Annotated in this window: 15 protein-coding genes; 8 read left to right on the top strand and 7 right to left on the bottom strand. The window is 57.4% G+C overall.

Annotated features, from left to right (window positions below):
* Positions 1 to 2 precede the first annotated feature (2 nt).
* On the top strand, positions 3 to 1,253 hold the full coding sequence (locus H151_RS16495; protein WP_019962130.1) for an O-antigen ligase family protein: 1,251 nt from the start codon (positions 3 to 5) through the stop codon (positions 1,251 to 1,253).
* Here H151_RS16495 and H151_RS0113140 read toward each other — a convergent pair.
* Genes H151_RS0113140 through H151_RS0113125 form a run of 4 tightly spaced genes read right to left on the bottom strand, consistent with a single transcriptional unit; the run spans position 1,250 to position 5,317 of the window.
* The gene (locus H151_RS0113140) at positions 1,250 to 2,155 is read right to left on the bottom strand and encodes a glycosyltransferase family 2 protein (protein WP_019962129.1); all 906 of its coding nucleotides are present in this window, start codon (positions 2,153 to 2,155) and stop codon (positions 1,250 to 1,252) included. The genes H151_RS16495 and H151_RS0113140 overlap by 4 nt on opposite strands.
* Positions 2,152 to 2,919, bottom strand: coding sequence for a polysaccharide deacetylase family protein (locus H151_RS16490; protein ID WP_019962128.1), 768 nt, complete (start codon positions 2,917 to 2,919; stop codon positions 2,152 to 2,154). The genes H151_RS0113140 and H151_RS16490 overlap by 4 nt, the downstream gene beginning before the upstream one ends.
* Positions 2,916 to 3,869 carry a glycosyltransferase family 2 protein gene (locus H151_RS0113130; RefSeq protein ID WP_019962127.1) on the bottom strand — a complete coding sequence of 318 codons (954 nt, stop codon included), beginning with the start codon at positions 3,867 to 3,869 and terminating at the stop codon, positions 2,916 to 2,918. Before H151_RS0113130 ends, H151_RS16490 begins: the two co-directional genes overlap by 4 nt.
* Positions 3,866 to 5,317: a lipopolysaccharide biosynthesis protein gene (locus H151_RS0113125; RefSeq protein ID WP_019962126.1), complete on the bottom strand. Its 1,452-nt coding sequence runs from the start codon at positions 5,315 to 5,317 to the stop codon at positions 3,866 to 3,868. The genes H151_RS0113130 and H151_RS0113125 overlap by 4 nt, the downstream gene beginning before the upstream one ends.
* Positions 5,318 to 5,548: 231 nt before the next feature.
* Here H151_RS0113125 and H151_RS0113120 point away from each other — a divergent pair, with 231 nt between their 5' ends.
* The 7 genes from H151_RS0113120 to H151_RS0113090 all read left to right on the top strand — a co-directional run bounded on the left by H151_RS0113120 (position 5,549) and on the right by H151_RS0113090 (position 12,452).
* Positions 5,549 to 6,628, top strand: a complete 1,080-nt coding sequence (locus H151_RS0113120; RefSeq protein WP_019962125.1) for a GNAT family N-acetyltransferase — start codon at positions 5,549 to 5,551, stop codon at positions 6,626 to 6,628.
* Between the two features lie 146 nt (positions 6,629 to 6,774).
* The gene (locus H151_RS0113115; protein ID WP_019962124.1) at positions 6,775 to 7,539 is read left to right on the top strand and encodes a glycosyltransferase family 2 protein; all 765 of its coding nucleotides are present in this window, start codon (positions 6,775 to 6,777) and stop codon (positions 7,537 to 7,539) included.
* A gap of 29 nt (positions 7,540 to 7,568) precedes the next feature.
* Entirely contained in the window at positions 7,569 to 9,305 is a 1,737-nt protein-coding gene (locus H151_RS0113110) for an ArnT family glycosyltransferase (RefSeq protein WP_019962123.1), read from the top strand.
* A gap of 117 nt (positions 9,306 to 9,422) precedes the next feature.
* On the top strand, positions 9,423 to 10,082 hold the full coding sequence (locus tag H151_RS0113105; RefSeq protein ID WP_019962122.1) for a PepSY-associated TM helix domain-containing protein: 660 nt from the start codon (positions 9,423 to 9,425) through the stop codon (positions 10,080 to 10,082).
* A gap of 10 nt (positions 10,083 to 10,092) precedes the next feature.
* Positions 10,093 to 10,626: a DUF2271 domain-containing protein gene (locus tag H151_RS0113100; protein WP_019962121.1), complete on the top strand. Its 534-nt coding sequence runs from the start codon at positions 10,093 to 10,095 to the stop codon at positions 10,624 to 10,626.
* 26 nt (positions 10,627 to 10,652) lie between these two features.
* The gene (locus H151_RS0113095; protein ID WP_019962120.1) at positions 10,653 to 11,462 is read left to right on the top strand and encodes a DUF4198 domain-containing protein; all 810 of its coding nucleotides are present in this window, start codon (positions 10,653 to 10,655) and stop codon (positions 11,460 to 11,462) included.
* Between the two features lie 3 nt (positions 11,463 to 11,465).
* Positions 11,466 to 12,452, top strand: a complete 987-nt coding sequence (locus tag H151_RS0113090) for an FAD:protein FMN transferase (protein WP_019962119.1) — start codon at positions 11,466 to 11,468, stop codon at positions 12,450 to 12,452.
* 83 nt (positions 12,453 to 12,535) lie between these two features.
* Here H151_RS0113090 and H151_RS0113085 read toward each other — a convergent pair whose 3' ends face one another.
* The 3 genes from H151_RS0113085 to H151_RS0113075 all read right to left on the bottom strand — a co-directional run bounded on the left by H151_RS0113085 (position 12,536) and on the right by H151_RS0113075 (position 17,882).
* A complete protein-coding gene (locus tag H151_RS0113085; protein ID WP_019962118.1) occupies positions 12,536 to 13,291 on the bottom strand; it encodes a DsbA family protein in 756 nt (251 codons plus the stop codon).
* Positions 13,292 to 13,356: 65 nt separating this feature from the next.
* Positions 13,357 to 14,760: a M48 family metalloprotease gene (locus tag H151_RS0113080; RefSeq protein ID WP_051088980.1), complete on the bottom strand. Its 1,404-nt coding sequence runs from the start codon at positions 14,758 to 14,760 to the stop codon at positions 13,357 to 13,359.
* A gap of 86 nt (positions 14,761 to 14,846) precedes the next feature.
* Entirely contained in the window at positions 14,847 to 17,882 is a 3,036-nt protein-coding gene (locus H151_RS0113075) for an Rne/Rng family ribonuclease (protein WP_019962116.1), read from the bottom strand.
* Positions 17,883 to 18,410: the final 528 nt, after the last annotated feature.

Here is an 18,410-nt window from a genome sequence, read left to right as displayed (position 1 = left end):
CCATGGCGATCCTGGATCAAGCCGCGCGGTGGCGCCAGCTCACCCCCCATCTAAAAATCTTAGAGCCCTTAGAGACGGTGATCGCGGGGATCACCATGTTTCTCTTCTCCCAGGGCTTAATCGGTCCGCTGTTAATGGCGGACCAGGACAGCGAAAGCCCCATTTTGCGCCTGATGTGGCCGCCGGTATACTTGGTGGTTTTAATCATGATGGCGTGTCGGCCCAGCCAGATGATGCGGGCGCTGGCGGCGGGCTGGCCTTGGTTGGGATTAGCGGGCTTGTGCATCCTCTCCATGACGTGGTCGCTGGATCCGGGGATTAGCCTACGCCGTGGGATTGCGATCCTCTTCACCTCGATGTTTGGCATTTGGCTGGCCGGGCGGTTCAGTTGGGCACACTTGCTGGAAATCATCGCGGTCAGCTTCCTGGTGCAAGCGGTTTTAAGCCTTCTCATCAGTGCATTGGTGCCAAGTCTGGGTGTGATGCATGAAATTCATGTCGGGGCCTGGAAAGGCATCTGGTGGGAGAAAAACACCCTTGGCTCGATGATGGCCTGGGGCACGCTCTCCATGCTGGCGGCAGCGGCAGCGAACCCCAAGCGGCGCTTGATGTGGTGGGGGCTGGCCCCACTGCCGATTTTCCTCGTTGTGATGTCGACGTCTAAAACCGGGCTGTTGGCCTGTATGATGGCCATCTGTGGCCCCATTGCCATTGCCTTGGTGCGCCGGGGCATGGGCTTTGCCGGGGTGGCGATCTTTGGCGCGATGATGGCCGGTTTCGTTGTGCTGTTTGCCCTAATCGCGGGGCCAGTGGCGGTGCTGGAGGCTTTGGGCCGCGATGCGACTTTGACGGGGCGGACCGATATTTGGGCGGTCTTGATGGATATGATCACAGCACGGCCCTGGACCGGGTATGGTTATGGTGCGTTTTGGGTGGTTGAAGATGGCCCTGTGCACTGGGTGCGCGTCATTACCGCCTGGCCGGTGCCCACCGCGCACAATGCCTGGCTGGAAACCGCGCTGGCGATCGGCGTGCCGGGGGTGATTTTAGCTGCCTTTGGGATATTCAGAGCCTTTGGCCAAGCCCTCTTGCGCATGGGGGCAGGGGTAGAAGCCTTTTGGGCCTTACCCTTCTTTGTGGTCTGGCTGATGGTCAGTCTGACCGAAAGCACGATGTTGCAGCAAAATTCACTCAGCTGGTCGCTTTTGATCGCGACAGCCACCAAGCTCAGTCTGGGCCGGAAATTATCTTAGCGCACAGCCGCGCCGTAAAAGCGTGGTTCTAGTCCTTCAAACCAGCACAGCTTACCTGCGCCCTGGATCGCGCGATCCAGACAGGCCGCGCAGGCTTTCGCGCCCATCAGGCGGGCTGGTAGGATCAAAGCCCCGAAGATCAGGGCCTGCGCTGCGCCGATGACCATCCAGGCGGCGACGCCCAGCCAGTTTTTGTTATGTGCGCTAACCTGAGAGGCCCCTTGGCCAAAGGCAAAACTGCGCGCCATCATATAGCGCCAATCGGCGCGATTATGCTCGACATGTTCAATGACATCGGCCTTGGCGCTCCAACCCAGAGTGATGCCTTGGGCAAGCACGTCTTGGAAGAAGAGATCGTCCTCGCCGCCAATTTCATTGGTCGCCGGATCAAAGGGCGTATCTGAGAGGCTCAGCGCACGCCGATCAATCAAGGAATTGCCACAGCCATGGGGCTTGGCAATGATCGTGTCGCTCTCGCTGCCCAGGCGGGCATAAAGCCGCGCCAACAGGGCGGCGCGCACCGGGCCTTTAGCCTCGCTTTGCGGCCTTACGGGGCCAAAAACCACCGGCGTATCCAACGCCATTCGGGTCTGGATCAAGGTTTCTAGCCAAGTGGGGGATGCGGTTTCGTCATCATCCAGCATGGCGATCATATCGCCCTGGGCCTCACGAAAGCCGACATTGCGCACATTGGCGACGCCGGGATTGGGTTCGGCCACATAGCGCACGGGCGCAGTGCGGCGCGATTCCAAGGCGGCAATCACCGCGCGCACGCCTGATCCGGGCGCATTATCGACCACCAAAATCTCGTCCGGGGGACGCGATTGGGCGAACACGCTTTTCAGCGCGCGCGCCAGGCTGTCCGGGCGTTTATAGGTGGGGATCAGGACGGTGATTCTCATCGTGCGCTTAAATCCTGACACGCTGCAGTGACGGTCTGAACCGGTATTTTTGAAGCTTGCACCGCGTTTGCCACCGTTTCCAAAAACTCTGGGCTGCACCCCCAGGGACTGTGGGTGTCGCGCACATCATGACCGTAAAAAATCAACCAGCCTGGCGAATGACGCAGTGCATCAATTTGGGCAAGGGCTTTTTTCAGTCCCTCATCACCGCCATCCAGGGGCGTGGCGCGCAATAATCCACGGTCGGCCGGGGTTTTATTGATACCTGGATAAATCCCGCGCAGATTTGTAAAGCGTTGGGTCAGTGCGGCTTTTGCCTCCAGGCTCGCCTCGCCATAGGGAAAGGCAAAGCTCTCCAACGGTCCGTCATACCCCTGGTCTTTCAGGGCGCGGGCATTGCGCTCAATATCGGTTTCCAACGCAGCTAAGCGCATTTGCGAGGCATCGCCATGGGAATAGGTGTGACAGGCGATTTCATGCCCCTTTGCATAAAGCCGTGTCAGGTCTTCGGTTTCATACATCGCGCCCAGATGAGTGTCCTCACCGGCAAAGCAGGCCGAGACATAATAGGTCGCGCGCATGCCGCGTTGTTCAAGAATGTCTGCCGCAGTAGTTCCGGCGCTGCGCGGGAAATCATCGAAGGAGAAGCTGATCCGGCGTTCACCGGGGTGTAAGGGCAGGGCGATCTTACCCCCCAAGCGGACCTGGGCACGCTGCAGCTTACCCATCAGGGCGCCGCGCGGACGATAAGGGGCAGGGCTCATCGTTTGACCTTTCCAAGGGCTTGGGCCGCACACAAGGCGCGATAGACTTTCAACGCCATCACACGAAGGCGAAGCGGGAGAATCTCCGTCTTAGCCAATTCAGCATAAAGCGTTTTTTGTAAGGGCTTGAAGGGAAGCGGCTTGAGCAGTTTCGCCAACTTCGCCGCCGGGCGTTTATGGGCCTCAGGGTGGCGCGCGAGGAAGCGGGCGAAATTTTTCCCTCCCTGTTCAAACTTGGCCAGTAAAGTCTCGACCGTTTGCAGGCCCTTATGGTGCGCGCTCAGATCCACATGCATCAAACGCGCATATTCACCGGCGCGCAGCGTCCAGTCGATATCTTCCCAGCCCCAGCCGCTAAAGCCCTCATCAAAGGGGGTGTTCATCAAGACCGAGCGGCGCACCAACAGGTTGGAACTGGCCATGGTGTGCGCTCCGCCGTCATCGCGGCTAGCGGCATCATGGACATCGCCCGCCCGCGCCAGCGCAGCATGCAGGCGGTGTTCCGGCGCGATGGTCGTGGGCATGTCAAAGCCGCCATAATAGATGTCGGCCTGTTCGCTGCCCGCCCATTCCAGCCAGCTGGCCAGGAAATGGGTCGGAATGTCCATATCGCTATCGAGATACAAAACCCAAGAGGCGCGCGCATGATGGGCCAAATGGTTGCGCCCGGCCGCGCGGCCCAGATTATGGCGGGCCGTGATCAGGCGCGCCGGGAAAGTCAGCGCCTGAAGGGTGCGATTGACGGCTTTATTAAGGGCCTGATCAGGCATGCCATCATCAAACAGGATCAGCTCGATGCCTTTGGGCGCATCGGCGCTCAACGCACTGATCAGGGCGCGCGGATCGTCCTTATAATAGGGCACAAGGATGCTCAAAGTTGAGGTCTTATGGCTCATTTCTCGATTGAGCCAGGCGCTATTATCCTGGGTCGTGATGAGGGTTCCGGTCATAGGGCCTCCTTGAGCGAAAGGCGGCGCATGAGGGGAGCCATCCAGTCGCGACACTGTGCGATGTTCAAAATCAGGGCCAAAGCGCCATAGACCAGCCCGCCCAGCGCGACGGGGAGGATCAGGGCGATCAGCCCCTCTAAAGGCGGTAGGGCATAAAGACTGGCCGCCATAGCCAGGCTCGCCATCCCGGCCTTGGCGATATCAGCCCAAGGTAGCGGCAGCGGGAATATGCGATGGCCCACCAGGGCGCAGATCACCAGCCCCAAGCCATAGGCGAGCACGGTGGCCAGCGCGGCCCCGACCAGGCCCATGACCGGGACTAACACCATATTGGCGATCAGGTTGAAGATGGCCGCGCCAATCATCAGATAGGCCATGATTTTAGGCTTTTTACCCAGAATGAACGCCTCGTGAAAGAAATAGGTCATTAAGCCATTCAATAGCCCGCCCAAGGCAATCCAGGGCATGATTTCAGCGGCGCGTAGCGCCAATTCCGGCGCAATCAAGAGACTAGCCAAGGGTTTGGCGACGAGCCCCAAGCCCAAGGCGGCTGGAAAGCCCAACAGGACCATCAAGCTGGCGCTATCTTTGGCGACGGCCTGGGCGGCGGCGCGCCCTTCGCGCTCCAAGGTTTTGATCATCAAGGGCCCGGCGGCGGCCCCCAGCCAGATGAAGACCAGATTGATCGTGCGATCGGTCAGGCCATAGCCCGCGGCATAGGCCCCGGTCGCGGCTTCCCCCAAAACACTGGCGATGACGAAGCGGTCCCCGGTGGAGAGCAATTGCTCAAACATCAAAGACAGCGAGATCGGTAAGCCATAAGCCATATAGGTTTTGAGCCGCAATCCATCAGCGCGATCGGATTTTGCCGCGCGTATGCGCGTGGGGCCATCGAGAAGGCACATCAGCAAACCGGCGATTGCGGTCCCGGCAAAGGGACCGGCAGGGCCCAAGGGTGTGGTCACCATCAAGAGAAGGCCCAGCATGAACCCACCCAGCAAGAAGGCCGTTTCGCGGATGGCATAGGCCCCGGCCTCACCGCTGGCACGTCTGGCTTGCTGGCTGATCTGAACAAAAGCGCTCAGGCAAAGGCTGGTGAGGGCAATGTGCAAGAGTAGGGTCAGGTCATGCGACAGGGGTAAGAGCCATAAAAGTGCTGAGCCCGCGGCCCAGATGATACCGGCCAAACCAAAGAAGACTTTAAGGAGGCTCGCCCAATGCCCGCCCACGCGGCCATGGCGCTGCGCGCGGACATGATAGCGTGCGACACTGGCATCCAACCAGGTAAACAGCGCCATCTGGATCAGATTGACACCGGCCAAGACCAGTGAATAACGCCCATAATCACTCGCGCCCAACAGGCGGGTGAAGATCACCACACTGCCAAAGCCGACAATCGCAGAGGACAATTGCACCGGCAGATAATAGAGCAAATGGCGTTTCAGCATGGCTTAGGTTTATGTCCCCGGCGTTCAAAATTGGGTCAGCCCTGTGCCCAAAGGGTATTTCATGACTGTTTGAAGCAAGAAAAGGGCCGCTTTTTTCCTCACACTTGAACGCTTTATCCACGAAAGGGGTGTAAACGCCCTTAACTGGAACAAGGCATTCGCACATGGCCAGATGCTCATGGGGCGACAGGTTCTTGTGCGTGTGGGACACATTAGGGTCGGGGACGGGTTATGGATCAGATTGTCGTTAAAACGCCAAAGGATTTAAGCGAAGCGGAGCGTCAGTGCTGGCGCGATTTTTTGAAGACGGATGCTTTGTATGAAAGCCCTTATTTTGCTTTGGGTTTTCTTGATGCTATGGCCAAGGTGCGCAGTGATACCCGCGTGGCCCTGATCTATCGCGCAGGCGCGTTGATCGCCTTTTTACCCTATCACCAGGTCAGCTTTGGCTATGCCCGGCCCTTGGGTGGCCCTTTGGGCGATCACCATGGCCTGATCCAAGCGCCAGACGTCATCATCGACCTGGAGCATGTTTTTTCTGAAGCCGGGATTGGTGTGTTTGATTTCTTTGGCGGGTTTAGCGCCCAACGCTCGTTTGCGCCTTATACGACCCGCCATGATGGCTCATGGGTGATTGATGTCAGCGAAGGCTATGAGGCCTTTGTCGAGACCCGGCGCCAGATTGAACCTAAGGCCATGCGTAATATCCGTAATCGCCGACGGAAGTTGGAAACGGAAGGGGCGTTGACCTTCACCATTGAAGACCAACGCGAGGCGATTTTCGACACCGCCCTAGAGTGGAAGGGCGCGCAATATGATCGCTCTGGCCATGTTAATGTCTTCACCTTCGACTGGACGCGTAATCTGTTAAAAGAGCTGATCTGGGGGGAGTATGAGGGCGTGAAGGGCGTGATGTCCTCTCTCGAGATTGATGGCCAGATGGTTGCTGCGCATATCGGTATGAAGTCCGATACGGTCTTACACTATTGGTTCCCGGTCTATGACGGTAATTTCCATAAGCTCTCGCCGGGGCTCAATCTGTTGATGGCGATCGCAGAAGATCAGTCTGCAAAAGGTGTGAAGGCGCTCCATCTGGGGCCAGGCGAATATGACTTCAAACAGCACCTTTCCAGCTATCAATTTCCGCTGATCAGTGGCTTTGTCGCGACGCCGTCCTGGATTGGTTTGGCACGCCGCAGTTGTCATGCGGTTGAAAATGTAGCCGAAAGCCTGGATGCGGGACTGGTGTCACGCTTGCCGGGCAAAGTGTTTCGTCGCATCGACCGTATGTTCAGCTTTAAAGGGTCATAAGGGCGCGCTGTGGGTTTGACTATACGGCAATATTAATGTCCGGATGTTTGGAGGAACTGCATTCGTTTTTTGAAAATACGGCGAAGGCAATGGCTCTTTGATCAAAATCCGGCTAAGCCTATTCGAAAGAATAGGGGCTGTTTTTCATGTCTGCGAAGCCAGTTTTATCGGTTGTGATTCCGGTCTTTAATGAAGCGGCCAATATCGGGCAGGTTTTGGCAGAAGTCGCTGAGGTGTTGAGCCCCGTCGCCAGCTTGGACGTTATCCTGGTTGATGATGGCAGCGAAGATCAAATCGCCAGCTTGATCCCCGACCTGATGGCGCAATATCCCTTTGCGCGTTACATCTTACACCCCAAACGTTCAGGCAAAAGTGCAGCCCTTAGAACGGGTTTTTTGGCCGCCAAAGGCGTGTGGGTCGCCACAATGGATGGCGATGGGCAGGACGATCCGCGCGCGATTGCCGACATGGTCCAAAAAGTTGATCTCACAAAAGTGGGCGCGCTGGGTCTTGTTGCCGGTGTGCGCCTGAACCGGACCGATGGGGCCAATCGCAAATGGGCCTCGCGTTTTGCCAATGCTCTGCGCCAGAGCCTTCTTAATGATGACTGCCCGGATACGGCGTGCGGATTGAAGCTGGTTGCGCGTGATCTGTTTCTGGCGATGCCGTTCTTTGATGCCTTGCATCGCTATTTACCGGCCTGGGCCAAGCATTTGGGCTTTGACACCGATCAGGTGGAGGTCAAAAATCGCCCGCGCGCTTCAGGGACGTCGAAATACTCTAATCTCGGGCGCGCCGTTGCAGGCTTCTTCGATCTTTTGGGCGTTGTCTGGTTGATGCAGCGTACCCATGTGCCCAGCCGTGAGCTTATATTGCGTTCGCGCAGCTTGCCATCACCTGATCAGACTTAGATCCATCCTATACTATCCTGGGGGCGTGCATGAACCGCTTTGCCAATGACGTTTTTGGAGCCAGCCATGAGCGTAAGCTTCCCACACGCGGATGGTGGGTGCTGATCATCATCGCTTTGTTGGCCATGGTACCGGGGCAGTTTTCCATTCCGACGATGGACCGCGATGAAGCGCGCTATTCCCAGGCCGCCAATCAGATGATGGAAAGCGGGGATTATATCGATATCCGCTTCCAAGAGGGTCCGCGCTATGTCAAACCCGTTGGCTTTTACTGGATGCAGGTCGTTACATCTTTGCCCTTTGGCGGGGATGAGGCCCCGATTGGGGCGCATCGTTTGCCGTCTTTAATCGGCGCGGTATTGGCGGTACTGGCCACGGCCTGGATTGGCGCGCGCCTGTTTGGTGCGCCCGTCGGGATGAGTGCCGGTCTGATCCTGGCCGTCGGGCTTGCCTTGCAAGTCGAAGCGCGCACGGCCAAAACCGATGCGGTTTTGTTGGCCTGCGCCACCTTTGCCCAGATCGCCTTAATGATGATCGCTTTGAAATCCAAGGGCGATAAAGGCAAGTTCTGGGGCTGGCCAGCGGCGTTCTGGATTGCCTCTGGCATGGCCATTTTAGTCAAAGGCCCGATTGTTACCACGGTAACCCTTTTGACGCTGATCACCTTCCTGTTGATGCGCGCGCAGTGGAAGGGCTTTAAGCCCACCCAAATTGATTGGGACATTTTCAAACGCCTGCATGTGCTGCCGGGCCTGTTGGTCTTAGTCGCCATTGATGCGCCGTGGTTGATTGCCATCAATATCATGACCGAGGGCGGTTTCTTCATGGAATCGGTCGGTCATGCGATGTTGGGCAAGGTGGCCGAAAGTGATGACAGCCATGGTGGGCCTTTTGGGTTTCATACCTTGCTCCTACCCATCACCTGGTGGCCGTTTGCAGTGTTGATCCCGCTGGCGGTCTTCTATGGCTGGCGTGAACGCCGCGACCCGACCGTCGCCTTCTTGATCGCCTGGATCCTTCCGTCCTGGATTATGTTCGAATTCGTTCAGACCAAGCTGCCCCATTATGTGATGCCGGTTTTCCCGGCTTTGGCGCTGCTGGCGGCGTTGGGATTGAGTGATGCTAAATCTCTGCTATCCAGCTGGAAACAGGGTCTGGTCTTTGGGCTCTATGCGCTGATGACCCTGGTGGTCGGCGCTTTGCTCGCGATCTTCATCGCCTATGGGGAGCATAGCCTGGGCGAAACAGTGGGCATGCCCGCCAAGCTGGCCGTTCTCGCTGGTGTGATTGCGATCATCACCCTGATCGCCTTCATCTGGAAGCGCGATACCAAAACCTTGCTGGCCTTGGCGCTAGGTACGTGCGGCTTTTACACCATTGCCTTTGGGGCCGCTTTACCGAGTGTAGAGCGGATGTGGCCGTCCTATCATGCCGCGCAAATGGCCAAAACCTTCATCGGGTGTGAGGCGTTCGACGTCACCACGGCGGGCTATCGCGAGCCGTCTTTGGTCTTCCACTTTGGCACCGACACGCATTTGTCGACCGGTGAGGGCGCAGCGGCCTATCTGGCACAGCATCCGGCCTGTGGCTTGGCACTGGTTGAGGATAAGGATGAGGTTAGCTTCTTTATCTCTATGGCTGCGCAGGGACTTTTACCGCAAGCAATCGGTCAGCTTCATGGCTTCAATGCGCCAAAGGGCCGCGAAATGGTCTTAACCTTCTATACCCACCCGCAAAGCCAAATTCGGGTCGATACGGACAATTAGCGCTGCAAAAATCGCTGCGTTGAAGTTGATAATGAGTTGCAACTAGCGCTCACCTATGGCATCTCCTGACCCAACACAGATCGTGACGATCGAACCGGTCAGGGGGAAAAGACCATCGTGCGCCATAAGGAAGCCGTATCCGCGAAACGCAAGCCAGGCTGGCTGGACCGGGGGTTCTGGTTCAAGCAGATGCGCCTGTGGCATTGGGTCAGTGCGGCGGTGACATTAAGTGGTCTGATCTTGTTTACGGTCACCGGGATTACGCTCAATCATGCAGGCGATATTCGTGTAGAGCCCAAAGTGGTTGAGCGCACGGCGCGCTTACCTGAAGATCTTCTGAGCACTTTGGAAACGCTGGGCACCAGCCCAGAGGCGCAAGGTCAAAGCTTGCCTCAACCCGTACGTCAATGGCTGGCGCGTGAGTTGAATGCGCGGATCAGTGCAGGTCCGGCGGAATGGAGCGATATGGATGTCTATCTGCCCATGGCGCGGCCAGGATCAGACGCCTGGCTCAGTATTGATTTTGCCGATGGGGCGGTGCTCTACGAAAAAACTGATCGCGGCATGATCGCCTATCTCAATGATCTCCACAAGGGCCGCGATACCGGTGCGGTTTGGCGTTGGTTCATTGATATCTTTGCGGTCGCCAGCTTGATCTTTGCGATTACCGGCGTGGTTCTATTGCAGCTTTATGCCAAAACCCGGCCCTCTACCTGGCCGCTCGTCGGGCTGGGCGTGGTCATTCCGCTCATCCTTGCCATCGTCTTTATTCATTAGGGAAACCGTCATGACACACCGCGTCTTGCAAACTTCGTCCGCTGTTCTGGCGGGGCTTTTGGTGCCAGCCTTGGCCCAGGCCGATGATGTTGTGCTGTCCCTTGAAATTCCGCGCCTGACTGTGGCCGAATACCATGCGCCCTATGTGGCGATCTGGATTGAAACGCCTGATCATCAGGCGGTTTCAACGCTTCAAGCCTGGTATGATTACGATCTGCAAGGCGAAGATGGCGCGACTTGGCTGAAAGATCTGCGCCAGTGGTGGCGCCGGGCGGGGCGCAGCTTAGCGCTTCCCAGTGATGAGATTACCCAGCCGACCCGGACGCCCGGCACTTATGAGGTCAGTTTCTCCGCCGAGCAAGGCGCTTTCGCCGATCTGAGCGCGGGTGAGTATAATGTGGTCATCGAGGCCGCGCGCGAAGTGGGCGGGCGCGAGCTGATCCGCTTGCCCATCACCTGGCCGTTGGGTGCCGGTCACACGCCCATCACGGCCCAGGGCGAGAGCGAGCTGGGGGCCTTATCCTTGACTGTTATCGAAGACTAATCCTGCAGCGAATAAGGGGAAATGCCATGAATAAAGCTTGGTCCATGACCGCCGCCGCCCTCGGGCTCGCGTTCACCGTCACCGCCGCATCTCAGGCGCACCGCCTGTGGTTGTTGCCCTCAAACACCGTTTTGTCGGGCGAAGAGAGCTGGATCACGGTCGATGCGGCCGTGTCCAACGATTTGTTCTACTTCAACCATGTCCCCTTGGGGCTGGAGAGCATTGTCGTCACCGCGCCGGATGGATCGAATGTCGCCATTGAAAATGGCGCGACGGGAAAATATCGCTCAGTCTTTGATCTTCATCTGGACCAGCAGGGCACCTATCGGATTGCCTCTGTGCGCAATGGCTTTTTCGCCTCCTATATGCTCGATGGGGAGCGTCACCGCTGGCGCGGACAAGAAGCTGAGTTCGCCGCGCATCTGCCCGAAGGCGCAAGCGAGGTTGAAACCTCGCGCTATGTCGGCCGGGTTGAGACCTTCGCCACCTTGGGGGCCCCCAGCTCTGAGGCTTTGGCTCCGACCGGCTCAGGGATTGAGCTGGTGGCTGTAACCCACCCGACTGATCTTTATGCCGGAGAACGCGCGGAGTTTCAGATCCTGTTGAACGGTGAGCCTTATGCTGGGGCTTCTGTGGAGCTGGTTGAAGGCGGCACACGCTATCGCGATGCCATGGCCGAAACCACTTTGACCACCGATGATGAGGGCCATTTCAGCTATACCTGGCCGGAGGCGGGCATGTATTGGTTTGAAGTCGGTCACCGTGTTGAAGGCCAAAATGGTGAGCCGGGCCAGAATTATGGCTATGCGGTCACCTTGGAAGTTCTCCCGCTGTAAGTCATGGGTGAGGTTCTCATTCCGCCTCTGGTTTCGCGCGCGATGGCCACGCCACCGCCCGAAGACTGGCGCAGATTTGAGCTCACCGGACCGACGATGGGAACCCAATGGCGGGTGCAGATTTATGCGCCCGCCGACTGGGATGCGGCGCGCTTAACCGCGCTGATTGCCGCGCCCTTGGCGCAATTGGTCGCCGAGATGAGCCATTGGGATCCCCATAGCCCCTTATCCCGCTTCGCCCATGCCCCAGCGCAAAGCTGGGTGCCCTTAAGCTTGGATACGCGCCTGGTTTTGAAGGCTGGTTTGAGCCTGGCGGAAAAAACCGGCGGCGCATTTTCTCCCTGTCTCGCCAAAGTGATTGATGATTGGGGCTTCGGCCCCTCAGGCCCGCGTACGACGCCGTGCGTGCGCGGCGAAGAAACGCCTAGCCCGGATTGGCGCGATCTTTATGTTGATGCGGTTACAGGCAGTGTCTTTCAGCCGGGCGGCGTGGCCTTGGATCTTTCGGCGATCGCCAAGGGCTATGGATTGGATCTTGTCGCTAAGCAGCTTTTACGCGCCGAATTGACCAGCTGGTGTCTGCAAATCGGCGGCGAGGTGAGGGCGAGCGGTGTCAAGGCCGATGGCTTGCCCTGGTGGGTGGATCTGGGGGTTCCGGCGCAGGCGCAACGCGCTGCCGATCGTGTGGCCCTAATCGGGATGGGGCTGGCCACCTCGGCCACGGGGCATAAGGCTTTCCTCCATCGTGGTCAAAGCTATGGCCATTTGATAGATCCCAAAATTCAAAGCCCGGTGAAGGGCGATGTCGTTCAGGTCAGTGTGCTTCATGGCAGTGTGATGTGGGCCGATGGCTGGGCGACGGCGCTGTGTTTGCTGGCCTCAAATGAGGCTTTAGCGCTGGCTGAGCAAGAGGGCTTGAGTGCACGGATCTGGGTTCAGCGCGATGGCGTATGCGAGCCGATTGACACTAAAGCTTTGAAAAAATGGTGATTATGTAAGAGGGCAAAAGCCCAAGAAAAAGCCCGGTGCAATGAGGGGCGCACCGGGCTGATAGTGAACACAGACACTCATGCTTATTCAGCAAGAGCAGCTTCTACCAATTCTTGAACGCGGTCAACGTTTGCGCCGGGCACAACTTCATTATTGATGATAAAAAACGGAGTACCGTTAATACCGATTTGACGCGCCAGGCTGCGCACATCGTTAATATGGCGTTCAACGTCAGGATGTTGCATGTCTTGACGCATCTTTTCCACGTCGATGCCGTTTTCCACAGCAACTTGCTCGATCCGCGCCTGATTGAGGGGCCGACCGGCCGCATAAAGACCATTGTGGAAGGCGATATATTTATCCGCACCCTGTTCCCACACGGCTAAAGCGGCTTTAGCGGCGGTTTCAGACTCAGGGCCGAGGACGGGGAATTCTTTCATGACGAAGCGTACGCGCCCCTCATATTGCTCCAACGCCTGGACCAGCCATTGATTAGACACCCGGCAATAGCCACAGCTATAATCAAAGAATTCTACTAACGTAACGTCTGCGTTTTCAGCGCCCAGCACGGGATCACGCGCATCGGAGAAGATCTTATCTTCATTCGTCGCGACCAGGCTGGTGAAATCTTCCATTTCACGCGCGCGGGCACGGCGTTGTAGCTCGATCAATGCCTCTTCGATGACCTCTGGATGTTCGACGATATAGGCATGAACAATAGCTTCGATGTCATCGCGCTCGCTTTGAGACATAGACGATGTGCCTTGTGATTGAGCCCCTTCTGAGCAAGCGACCAGGGCCAGGCAGGCGCTGGCCAAAAGGCTGATGTTTCGCAGCATTAAAATCTCCCTCGTTAACCCCACGGGGTAACCCTTTAAATCAATGTCTTCTGTCTGGCGAGACTTTAGCGCCGGTTTGAGCGCTCGCGGCGGCGGATTTCACGCATCTCTTCAGGGGTTGGCGTACTGACCGCGATCAGTTCGCTGGCCCGGATCCACGATGGGGTGCCGCGTTCTAAATCTTCGCGGGCGCGGGTGGCAAAAGTATAGGCTTGGCGTTTATCGCCAACAGAATAGGCGCGTTCTGCGGTTGCCAGTTCCGCCATCGCATTATCGCCAAGGCCTTGATACACCATAGACATTTGATACCAGCCGAAACTATTGTCCGGTTCGGCGACCAGGGCATAATTCAAATGTTCGCGCGCGAGCTGCAAATTCGCCTCACCGCCCAATGCGACTAAGGATCCCGCCAGATTGATGCGAATAAGCGGGGCATTGGGCAGAAGCTCGACCGAGCGCTCATAAGGCGCGATGGATTCTTCTATATGCCCGCTTTCAAACAGCATCTGGCCTTCCAGCTCATAGAAGAAAGGATTGTCCGGCTCATCAGCGATGAGGGCTTCGATATGCTCGCGGGCCCGGGCAAGCTGACCGTCTTTATAATAGGCCACCGCGCGGGCATAGCGCGCGGGCAGGCTGGTGTCGCTTTCCGGATAGCGCAGGAAAGTCTGCGCCGGTGAGGCCATAAAGCCAATGATCTTGCCCTGAATACGGCGCAGCTGCGCGACCTCTTCCGGGCTGTCGGCGTGTTGCGCATAAGGGCTGTTATCAACCCGATTTCTCAGCGCCTGAATACGTTGTGAGGAGAGGGGGTGTGAGCGGAAATATTGCATCCGGCGCGCATTCGACATCACCTCTTGATAGCGGAAACGCTCAAACGTGTTGACAAGGCCAATGCTGGTTTGCCCGGTTTTATCAAGATAGCCTACAGCGGCCTGATCAGCGGCAGATTCTTGTGCGCGGCTATAGGTCATATAATCGAGCGCGGCAAATTGCTGGCTTGACGCGATCAGGGCTGCCCCGGCCCCCCCTTCACCGGCGAGCGCCGCGGCAAGGCCCAACCCCATGGTGGCCAGCATCGTGGCCATGGCCGATTTACTGGCTTCGCCTGAGCGTAGCAGATGCGCGCCCGCAATATGGCCGATTTCGTGGGCGAGAACACCCTTGATTTCATTGGGTTGGTCAGCGGTGATGATGGCGCCGGTGTGAAAGAAGATATTTTGCCCGCCCATCACGAAGGCGTTAAAATTCATATCGCCGATCAGGTAAAGATCGACAGAATTTGGATCCAGCTCAGCCGCTTCGATAATGGGATTAGCGTATTCACGCATCATCATTTCGATTTCGGTATCGCGGATAAGGCTTTGCGATAGGGCCGAACCGGTAAAGGTCACCGCCCCAAAGGCGGCAATCGAGAGGCGTAGGAGAGATTTCAGGCGCAAATGGGCCTCCGTAAATGTAGCCCCCATAATTATACGCCCAGCTTAGTCAAATCCCGTCGCGTGACAAGGCGGCTGACCGCCTGATCACGCGACTTGTGATGGGATATGAGGGCTTAGTTACCTAGCCCGAAGAGCTTTTGGGAGCGTTGCCACCAGCCCTTGCGCTTTGGCCCCTTGTCCTCGTCACTCTCATCGCTATCGCTTTGAGCCTCAGACGGGGCTTCAGCCTCAGAGGTGGCCTCCGGCGCAGCGACCGGGATGGATACCGCAGGGGTTTCAATCTCCACCGCCTGCGATGCGTCTGCGTCCACCGTCACAGGGCTTGCGGTCTCGCTGCTCGCCAGGACTTCAGGCTGCGCATCGGCGGCCGGGCTGTCAACGCGTGCGGGCTGAACCTCAACCTCGGGCGCTTCAGGAGCAGAGGCTTCAACGGGCGCTTCGGCTTCAGCCTTCTTCGTTGTCCGACGACGACGCTTGGGCTTCGGCGCCTCCTCTTCGCTCGCGTCAGGGGCATTTGCCGCTTCAGCTGCTGCTTCAGCGGTCTCTGCCTCAACCTTTTTGGTCGTACGCCGACGACGCTTAGGCTTCGGCGCTTCTTCTTCAGCGCCAGCATCAGGGGTCTCAACCGTCTCGGCTGAGCCTTCAGTAGCTTCGGCCTCAGCCTTTTTGGTCGTGCGGCGACGGCGCTTAGGCTTGGGCGCGTCTTCCTCAGTCGCGGCGTCAGGGGCGGGAGCCTCTTCAGCGTTGACCTTAGCGGTTTCGGCCTCGCTCGCCTCGGCTTCAGGCGTAGCGCTCGTCTTGCGACGGCGACGCTTAGGCTTAGGCGCGTCCTCTTCAGCCACGACAGCGGGGGCCTCTTCAGGGGTGTCTACACTTTCAGCTGGGGCCTCAGTTATGGCCTCTACAGATGTTTCAGTAACGGTCTCAACAGCACCATGTTCAGCGACGGCTTCACGCGGCTTGCGCTGGGGACGACGACGACGGCGCGCTTCGCGGGCCTCTTCATCTTCACCTTCGGTGCCAGAGGAGGACAAGTCCTCATAGGTGCTGGGGCGAACCACGGCGAGGGGGTCATGAATATCGTCTTGATGATCATCGCCGCTTTCGACATCGCCTTCCTCAGACATCTCGTCCGAGGCTATGGCTTCGCCGTCTTGGGCTTCGATTTGATCATCATTCTGACGGCGACGCCCCCGGCCGCCGCGCCGACCACGCCGGCGGCGCTTGCGGGGACGATCTTCACCACCATCCTCGCCTTCAGCACGCTCTTCACGCTCTTCGCGGTCTTCCCCATCATCGAGGGAGGCCTCTTCGTCTTCACCAGAGGCTACAAAGGCTTGATCCTCATCCTGACCCCGACCCTCTTGATCGCCAGGACGGCCGCCACGGCGCCGACGCCGGCGCCGACGGCGATTAGCGTCACCCTCGCCATCCTCTTTGGCTTGGGCGGCGGCTGGCGCAGCGACCTCTTCGTCTTCTTCCTCGTCATCAATAACGGGATCAGGCATGATCAGCTCAGGAATATCCAGTTTCGGTGCATCTTCCAGATTGCGGCTTTCCAGGCGCTCCAGCGCGCAATGTGGGCGGATCACATCGCGATCGGCCTGAATGACGATGCGGATCTGGAAGCGATTCTCGATATCGAGAATATGCTCACGCTTTTCATTAAGCAGGTAAAGTGCAACATCGCTGGGGCATTTCAGCGCCACTTTCGCGGTGCGCCCATGCATGGCGTCTTCTTCCAACGTGCGAAGGGCCAGCAATGCCGATGATTCGATACTGCGGATATGGCCCAGGCCTTCGCAGTGCGGGCAGCTCTCGGTCGAGCCTTCCACCAGGCTGGTGCGTCGGCGCTGGCGGGAAATTTCCATCAGGCCGAATTGCGAGATCTTGCCCATTTGCACACGGGCGCGATCTTTTTTCAGCGCATCCTTCATCTTCTTCTCGACGAGGCGAACATTTTTGTTCTCCTCCATATCGATGAAGTCGATGACGACAAGGCCCGCCAGGTCGCGAAGGCGCATCTGACGCGCGGCTTCCTCAGCCGCCTCTAAATTGGTGCGCAGTGCGGTTTGTTCGATATTACGCTCTTTGGTCGAGCGACCGGAGTTGACGTCCACAGACACCAGGGCTTCGGTGGGATTGATCACCAAATAACCGCCCGAGCGTAAGGGCGCGACCGGCGAATAGATCGCTTCAAGCTGGTTCTCAACGCCGCTGGAGAGATAGAGTGGGACGGACGCTTTATAGGGCTGGACCTTTTTGGCGTGGCTTGGCATCAGCATACGGATAAAGGCTTTGGCCTCTTTATAGGCCTCGTCACCTTCAACCTGAATGACTTCAACGTCTTTGTCGTAGAGATCGCGGATTGCGCGCTTGACCAGATTGCCTTCCTCATAAATGAGGGTCGGGGCCATGGATTTGAGCGTATCCTCGCGGATAGTCTCCCACAGGCGCAGCAGATAATCATAATCGCGCTTGATCTCGGTCTTGGTACGCGCCGCACCGGCGGTGCGCACGATCAGACCCATACCCTTGGGTACTTCCAGATTTCCAGCGATTTCTTTAAGGCGTTTACGATCGGGCGCATTGGTGATTTTGCGCGAAATACCGCCGCCGCGCGGGGTGTTGGGCATCAAGACGCAATAACGCCCAGCCAATGACAGATAGGTCGTCAGGGCCGCACCTTTATTGCCACGCTCTTCTTTAACCACCTGTACCAGCAGAACTTGGCGACGTTTGATGACTTCTTGGATTTTGTATTTGCGGAGGAGCTGGCGACGCTTGCGCGCGGCTTCTTCGATCAGTTCTTCCTCGTCAATACTATCATCATCGCTCTCATCGGCTTGCGATGAGGCGCTCAGCTCGGCTTCGGCTTCGCGTAGGGCGACACGATCCTCAACAGGGATCTGATAATAGTCAGGGTGGATTTCATTAAAGGCCAAAAAGCCGTGCTTATTGCCACCATATTCGACGAATGCCGCTTGTAGAGAGGGCTCTACGCGGGTGACTTTGGCCAGATAAATATTGCCACGGATCTGCCGTTTCGTGGCTGATTCGAAATCAAATTCCTCTACGCGGTGTCCATCCACCACGACGACTCGGGTTTCTTCCGAGTGCGCCGCATCGATTAGCATCTTGCGAGACATGCACTAAAACTCCAAACCGCGCCAAAGGTCTTCGATCCGCCTGCCGGGGCAGAGGATGAAGCGGGGAGCGGTCATGATTGTGAAACGGCGATGCGCACAGGGCTTGGATCGTCAATGGATCAACTGTGTCACGCGCAATGCGCATCGTGCTTATCCTTAAAAAATGGGATTAAAGCGCATAATCGCTCTCAATATCCCACCTTCGGGTTACGGGCGGCCTTTAAACCCCAGGGATGTTGGGGGGCCGGTGAACTTGTTTTTTTAAACTACTCCTGGAGTGTGTCAGGCATATATCATGACTGCCTGAGACAAATCAGAAGGCTATCTCAAGGTTTTAAGGTGTGCCACAGAGACCCGAAAGGTCAATCCACGCACCGCCTTTATCTTGGACATTTCCACAATGCACTATTCTTTGGGCAATGAAAAGCGGCTCAAGCCGTGCTAAAGCTGTTGTCATCGCCGTCAACCAAACGTCAAGCTTACTGCGATATAAGTCCAAAAAAAGGCTTGCGGCGAATCACGCAAGGC

This window comes from Woodsholea maritima DSM 17123, from assembly GCF_000382325.1.
Taxonomy (GTDB): Bacteria; Pseudomonadota; Alphaproteobacteria; order Caulobacterales; family Maricaulaceae; genus Woodsholea; species Woodsholea maritima.
Note: the sequence above shows the minus strand (reverse complement) of the source record. Positions and strands in the feature narration are given on the sequence as shown.